Genomic DNA, 5,033 nt, shown 5'->3' with positions numbered 1-5,033 from the left:
GAAAGGCTTTACATCAGCCAGTTTCGGACATGATGGGTCGATTGACTCAGCTCATGTCCGTTTTTCTTGGCGTCCCGCTACCGGATACAGAACTTCCCACTGTCCAGTTGTTCAAGAGTACCCACCTGAACAGGAAACTAACATGTCACAAGACTCAATTTACAAATCCCGATGGGTGAAGGGTTTGGCATTGGGGCCGCTGTAGGTGGTGGAGACATGGCCATCGCCCACCACTTGATATTTGTAGGTGACAAGCCCCTCTAGCCCCACTGGCCCACGGGGCGGCATTTTTTGGGTGCTAATGCCCACCTCGGCCCCAAACCCATAGCGGAAGCCATCGGCAAAGCGGGTGGAGCAGTTGTGGTAGACCCCAGCGGCATCCACCTCGGCCATGAACTGGGCGGCGGTGGCGGCGTTTTCGGTGACGATGGCATCGGTGTGGCGAGAGCCGTAGGTGTTGATGTGGGTGACGGCGGCTTGCAGATCATCCACCACTTTGATAGCCAGGATCAGGTCACTGTATTCCGTGGCCCAGTCTTCCTCCGTGGCGGGCACTAGGTCGGGCAAAATTTGGCGAGATCGGTCATCTCCCCGCAGTTCCACCCCGGCTGCTTGCAGGGCTTTGGACAAGATAGGTAGGGCGGTGGCGGCAATGGCCTGGTGAATCAGCAGAGTTTCAATGGCGTTGCAGGCCGAGGGATAGGCGGCCTTGGCATCCACAGCGATGGTGGCGGCTTTGGCCAGGTCGGCGTCGGCATCAATATATAAATGACAAATGCCGTCTGCGTGGCCCAACACGGGGATGCGGGTATTGTTTTGCACAAAGCGCACAAAGGCGTTGGAACCCCTAGGGATAATCAGGTCGATGTACTCATCGAGGGCGAGCATGGCCTGGGTTTCTTCGCGGGTGGTGAGCAACTGCACCGCCGCCGGATCAAACCCCGCCGATTCTAGCCCCTGCTTAATCGCCGCCACCAGGGCCGTACAGGACTGTACCGCTTCCTTGCCGCCCTTCAAAATCACCCCATTGCCAGACTTCACGGCCAGGGCCGAAATCTGCATCACCGCATCGGGACGCGACTCAAAAATGACCCCCAACACCCCTAGGGGGCAGGTAATCCGCTTCAGCACCAACCCCGCATCCAGTTCCCGATGGATCTGAACCGTCCCCACCGGATCGGGCAGCTTCGCCACATCGCGCAAGCCCGTAATTGCTCCCCGCAACTTCACGGCGTCCAGTTTCAGCCGTTCGTAGAGGGGTTTGGCCAGGTGATCCCGCAGGGCCGCGTCACAATCCGCCTGGTTTGCCGCCACAATCGCCACCTCGTGCTGCTCTAGGGCGGTGGCCATGGCCTCGATGGCTCGATTTTTGTCGGCGGTGGTGGCGGTAGCGAGGCACTGGGCAGCGCGGCGGGTGGCCTGGGCCAGGGGCGCGAGGGATTGGGGAGTGGAGAGGGGGGGGTGGGCGGCAGTCATAGTCAGCGGTAGGCCGTTTAGGGCTCAGATATTTCCAGATATTCCAGTGTATCGCTCTGCGACGGATAGAGAATGCCAAGGCCAGGGAGATCCATGTCGCCCATCCCCTGATGGCAGAGGTCTTATCCTAAATCTGGCTTGTTTGCCCCCGGTATTAGCGGGCGAGGAGAGCTTGTACTCGGGCACCTCGAAAAATACAAATCTTGTCGAGAATATGCACGAGATTCCAATGGTTTCAGGTTCTTCGGATTTGCAATAAGGCAATTAATCGAGGTGCCCACTCTAACGTTTGCGGGGTTAGAAATCGGGGTTTTCTAACTCAGATTTGGTATCAGATGAGGTTCATCACGGCTTTCCACGCCACACACCCCCCTAGGTCAACTCCGATGACGGTCATCATGGTTGTCCCTAGCCCGCAGATGGCGCGATTCTCTGCTAGGATGTAGCTTCACCAGTTCATCCGGTCTGTGCTGGTAACGGAATTTGCTAGATTCGCTCGTTTTTTAGCCATTCTTTTGACGATTGTTCACTGCTCTTAGGCTGGGCCCAGGGAATCGCTTTGGGATTAGGGGCACCACTCGGAGCCATATTTTCATGACGTTTGACTCACTCGGCCTTTCGGCTGGTTTGCTTCGTGCTGTCGCGGATCAGGGTTACACCGAACCCACCCCGATTCAGCAGCAGGCGATTCCCGCCGTGTTGCAGGGCCAAGATTTGCTGGCCAGCGCCCAAACGGGCACGGGCAAAACCGCCAGCTTCACCCTGCCGTTACTGCAACGGTTAACCAGCGCCTCCGGCAACGGTCGCCGCACCCCCCGCGCCCTCATCCTCACCCCCACCCGCGAACTGGCGGCTCAGGTGGGCGATAGCGTCAAAACCTACGGCAAATACCTGCCCCTGCGCACCGCCATTGTCTATGGCGGCGTCAAAATTGGCCCCCAGTTCAAGCAACTGCGCCAGGGCGTCGATATTCTGATCGCTACCCCCGGACGACTGTTGGATCACGTTAACCAGCGGACAGTAGACCTCAGCCATGTGGAAATTCTGGTGCTGGATGAGTGCGACCGGATGCTCGACATGGGCTTCATCCACGACATCCGCAAAATCATGGGTCTGCTGCCGGAAACGCGCCAAACCCTGATGTTTTCGGCCACCTTCTCCCGGCCCATCCAACAACTGGCCAGCACCCTGCTGAACAATCCTGTCCAGATTGAAGTGGCCCCCCGCAACACCACCGCCGAACGGGTGGAACAGGTGGTTCACCCGGTGGATCGCCACCGCAAGCGGGAGTTGCTGTCCCACATGATCGGCTTCCACAACTGGGAGCAGGTGTTGGTGTTTACCCGCACCAAGCATGGGGCCAACCGTTTGGCAGAACAGTTGGCCAAGGACGGCCTTCGTACCGCCGCTATCCACGGCAACAAAACCCAGGCGGCACGGGCCAAGGCACTGCAAGACTTCAAATCCGGTCGGGTGCGGGTGCTGGTGGCCACGGATGTGGCCTCTCGCGGCATTGACATCGACCAACTGCCCTACGTCGTGAACTTTGAACTACCCAACGTAGCGGAAGACTACGTTCACCGCATTGGCCGCACCGGACGGGCGGGCAACGAAGGACGGGCTGTTTCCCTGATCAGCGACGACGAACTGCACCTGCTCAGCAAAATCGAGCGGATGCTGAAGCAGCCCCTGGATCGCGACATTGTCCCCGGCTACGAGCCCTCCTTTGACATGAAGGCCAAGCCTGTGGAACCCGTGGAGAAACCCCGCCGCCGTTCCGGTCGTCGCCCCAGCGGTGCCCCATCGAGGGGGGGGGCCAAACCCGTAGCCCACGCCGGAGCCCAATCCTACGGACAACGCCAAGCCGCCCCCAAAAAGCGGGTGCAAAGCGCCTAGGGTTTCTCCTAGGGCTCACACCCCCAAGGCTAAGTGGCGCTGTAGGTCACGTCTAGCAATCAACCACGAATAACCAACATCCCGATCCCAGGAAAATTCCTAGGGTCGGGGTTGTTTCTGGGATGGGTGCCCCTAGGTTAGCAGGGTGAACGGCAAACGCTTTGTTATAAATTGCGTTTGCGTGTGGGGGGTTGATGGCTATGGCTTTATCAAAACAGACAATAGCCTCACCAAAGTAACCTTTTGTGGCCAAAGCATAGCCCTTGTTATCCAAAGCTCCGTAGTCGTCAGGTTTGATAGCTAGGGCTTGCTCAAAGACTGCAATCGCTAACTCATACTGACCTAAGTTCCCCAGCGCAAATCCTTTTCCCAAGCGCGCTATGTGGTAGTCAGGTTTGATAGCCAAGGTTTGGTCATAGGCCGCAGTTGACCCGTTCTATCCAGCCCTGGGCAGCAGACTTGTCAATCCACGAGTTGGCTGGCAAACGTTGATGGCCTTAATTCTCAATCTCTCTCGAGAAGCTAACATCCCTTGCACCCAGATTCAAGCTGAGTGCGAAGGAATCTGGGTGCCCTCCCCGATCATCCAGCCTCGCTCAAGTAGAGGCAGACCCCCTGGTTCGTTCCCCGCCGAAGTCTCGGAACGAGGGAAACGAGAGAGTATGTGGAGCATTAGGAATCGATGTAGTGAATCATGATTTCTCCATCGTCTTCCTCCCAGACATCAAAATTAGACATGATCTCCAGCACATCAATGAGCATCATGCCAGGACAAAGGCTGCGCACCGCCGTGCGGATGGGTTGCCTGTAGTGGTTGTAGAATGCCTTGCTTAAGGCACTAACCGTTGTCATATTTTCAGAATGATCGAGGGTTAAGCGCGTCAAAATTTTAGTCAGGGCAAGCTCCAAATCATCCATGGACAAAAGTCTAGATGGCAATGTTAACGGATAAGCTGAGCGACTGGGGGATGGACTAGAACACATGCGCTTTGCACCCTCATGTTCCAACATCGTAATCAACCTTCTATCCACCTTCCAAGGCCGCTTAATACGGTACTGAATTGTCTTCCCGCTGTTTTGGCTATAGTTGGGAACGGTATCCTGCAAGCGAGCTACATAGAAGTCCTGGGCAATGGGTGTGCTGTAGATCGCAAAGCGTTGACTACTTTTCAACAAGCTCTTTAAGCTATGATCGGAACCTTGGCTCTGGATGATATTATCCAGAACCATTCCATACCTTTGATACACCATTTCCTTGAGCCTAGCGATATGAATCCAGGGTATATTACGGTTCTGATATTCCTCCGCTAATATCGCCTCTAATTGATTGAAGAAACGCGGTAGTGATGAGCATGAACTTGAGTCTTCTGGAGGGTGCTCCATGGTGGGCTTAGCCTAGTTGTGATAGACATCACATACCGCTACAGAGGCTTTCTGAACTATTCCAAAAGACTCGTAGTGCTGACTGCCTGACAGAAGTGGGTGAAAGGCTTGAAACCTCGTGCTGCGAGGGGGAAAAGGTGAGGTGACATGAGACGCTGGAATTGCATATCTCAGGGTCTTTGCCATGCCAGCCACCACCTGTCTCTATGATCAAGTGCTGTCCTTGCTGCGTCAATATAGCCATCGTCGGGATCTGCGACACCTCAAGGCCTTGGCGT

The 5,033-nt window shown here is 56.0% G+C and carries 3 protein-coding genes and 1 pseudogene; 1 reads left to right on the top strand and 3 read right to left on the bottom strand.

What is annotated here, in order from left to right; translation table 11 throughout:
- Positions 1-159: 159 nt before the first annotated feature.
- Positions 160-1,476: a glutamate-5-semialdehyde dehydrogenase gene (locus tag H6G62_RS25950; RefSeq protein WP_190500582.1), complete on the bottom strand. Its 1,317-nt coding sequence runs from the start codon at positions 1,474-1,476 to the stop codon at positions 160-162.
- A 594-nt stretch (positions 1,477-2,070) separates the two neighbouring features.
- Here H6G62_RS25950 and H6G62_RS25945 point away from each other — a divergent pair.
- Complete coding sequence (locus tag H6G62_RS25945; RefSeq protein WP_190500579.1) at positions 2,071-3,372, top strand: DEAD/DEAH box helicase; 1,302 nt, start codon at positions 2,071-2,073, stop codon at positions 3,370-3,372.
- A 52-nt stretch (positions 3,373-3,424) separates the two neighbouring features.
- Here the strand turns inward: H6G62_RS25945 and H6G62_RS25940 are convergent.
- Positions 3,425-3,784 (bottom strand): annotated as a pseudogene (locus H6G62_RS25940) (tetratricopeptide repeat protein); the annotation flags it as partial.
- Positions 3,785-4,044: 260 nt separating this feature from the next.
- On the bottom strand, positions 4,045-4,755 hold the full coding sequence (locus H6G62_RS25935; protein WP_190500576.1) for a hypothetical protein: 711 nt from the start codon (positions 4,753-4,755) through the stop codon (positions 4,045-4,047).
- Positions 4,756-5,033 lie beyond the last annotated feature (278 nt).

The sequence above is a fragment of the Phormidium sp. FACHB-1136 genome (genome assembly GCF_014697375.1).
Lineage (GTDB): Bacteria > Cyanobacteriota > Cyanobacteriia > Phormidesmidales > Phormidesmidaceae > Nodosilinea.
This window is presented reverse-complemented; position numbering and strand designations above follow the sequence as displayed.

Bases quoted from the DNA above. Each gene is read 5' to 3' on its own strand.
- H6G62_RS25950 (WP_190500582.1), bottom strand. From the start codon at position 1,476: ATGACTGCCGCCCACCCCCCCCTCTCCACTCCCCAATCCCTCGCGCCC.
- H6G62_RS25945 (WP_190500579.1), top strand. From the start codon at position 2,071: ATGACGTTTGACTCACTCGGCCTTTCGGCTGGTTTGCTTCGTGCTGTC.
- H6G62_RS25935 (WP_190500576.1), bottom strand. From the start codon at position 4,755: ATGGAGCACCCTCCAGAAGACTCAAGTTCATGCTCATCACTACCGCGT.